Origin of the sequence: Nocardiopsis sp. TNDT3 (assembly GCF_003427465.1) — a bacterium.
Classification (GTDB): Bacteria; Actinomycetota; Actinomycetes; order Streptosporangiales; family Streptosporangiaceae; genus Nocardiopsis; species Nocardiopsis dassonvillei.
The window spans coordinates 1-1430 of the sequence record NZ_QPFC01000662.1 but is presented as its reverse complement, the minus strand read 5'-3'; the positions used below and the strand labels follow the sequence as shown (position 1 = coordinate 1430).

Below are 1430 nucleotides of genomic sequence, written 5' to 3'. Positions count from 1 at the left end.
GGCCGATGCTTCTAAGCTCCGACCGGCTGGCTCAGGACCGGTCCCGCCTGGAGGCGCCAGGCGGTGATCCACGTCTGGACCGCCTGGTCATCACCCCCGCAACCACGGATGAAGGCTCGGATCAGGTGCTGGGAAGGCAGCTCTGCGGTCTTCTTGAGCATCTTGCAGAAGGTCGAGGCCGCGGCCTTCCGGTGGCAGCGGCGCTCCATCTCCCGGAAGCTCGGCGACCCGGCCCAGAGGCGGTACTGGGCCAGGAGACTGACGAACTCCTCCACGTCCTGGGCCTTGAGGGGGTCCGGGCAGAGGTCGTAGCCCTCCAGGTCCGCCTCGATGACGAACGGCTCCGGTTCCGGGGTCGGCACGGGTGCGGGGTAGTAGTGGACACCGCCGCTGATGTCTCCCCTGATCTCCCCCGTGAGTGCGGGCGAGATAGAGGCCTCGCCCGCGTACTTCAGATTGCGCCGGTAAACGGCGTCGGGTGAGCGGTAGTGCTTGACCTGGTGGACGTGGGTATTCCTCGCGTTCGCCTCGTCCACGGTCACGACGCGGTTCACAGCTGCTCCTGTCCGGCCGGGGTGTCGCCGGTGCGCCCGTTGGAGGCGGCGATACCACCGGCGATGACGGCCAACGGCGTGGCCAGGATGCTCACGAGCATGGGGTCGACGTCCTTGAGCAGCAGGACGCAGACGAAGGCCCCCAAAAGGGCGAGCGCGATGAGGGGGACGGCCCACTTCTCGGCCGAGATGTGAATCTTCAAACGGTTCTCCTGAAATTTGGCAGGCGAAAGTGCCTTGGCTGGGCGGACAGTTCAAGCCCGAGGGCGGCGAGTGGTGGTGCCGACCTCTCGGGCTTGCGTGTGGGAATAGCTTAGGGGTGGTTTCGACAATTCGTCAAGCATGCAGGTGAACGCGAGAAAGGCACACGAAAGGTTCTCATGTTCGTGAATAGTCGACCAATGATGGGATGTCTGGCGTCAGTACTCCGGGCGCTACACCAGGACGAACACTGAACCCGGAGGGCCTGCCCTGCGGAGCCCTTCGTCCCACCCAGGGGCTTCAGGGAAGACGAGTTGCCAGGCGTTGACAGGTGTTTCCCATCGTTTCTTATCGTTGATCGGCGTTTCTGATCGTTGGCAATTGATTCCAGCCCCCTAATTTAGGGTGACTTCACCTAGCATCTAACTTGTTCCTGCACACCGGATGATTGCCGGAGTGGAGGGCTTCTGACTGTTCTCCTATGGCTGGGCGGACAGTGTGATTACGACCAGTGAAGGTCCAGCCTGTGGTGGGGTAGGGCCGGTTGCCGCGACGCGGACACTGGTAGAGCTTGACGGACGGTGCTCGGATCACGGGCACCGTCCGTTTCATGCGTTCATGCGCGCGAGGGGCCCTCGCGCACGCAGGCTCCGCTCGCCACCCAAGGGTGGCGAG

The 1430-nt window shown here is 63.7% G+C and carries 2 protein-coding genes; both read right to left on the bottom strand.

All coding sequences use genetic code 11. The features are described 5' to 3' along the window. Positions 1-11 precede the first annotated feature (11 nt). Positions 12-554, bottom strand: a complete 543-nt coding sequence (locus tag DQW06_RS16690; RefSeq protein WP_117198886.1) for a hypothetical protein — start codon at positions 552-554, stop codon at positions 12-14. Then, entirely contained in the window at positions 551-757 is a 207-nt protein-coding gene (locus DQW06_RS16685) for a hypothetical protein (RefSeq protein WP_117198885.1), read from the bottom strand. The genes DQW06_RS16690 and DQW06_RS16685 overlap by 4 nt, the downstream gene beginning before the upstream one ends. Positions 758-1430: the final 673 nt, after the last annotated feature.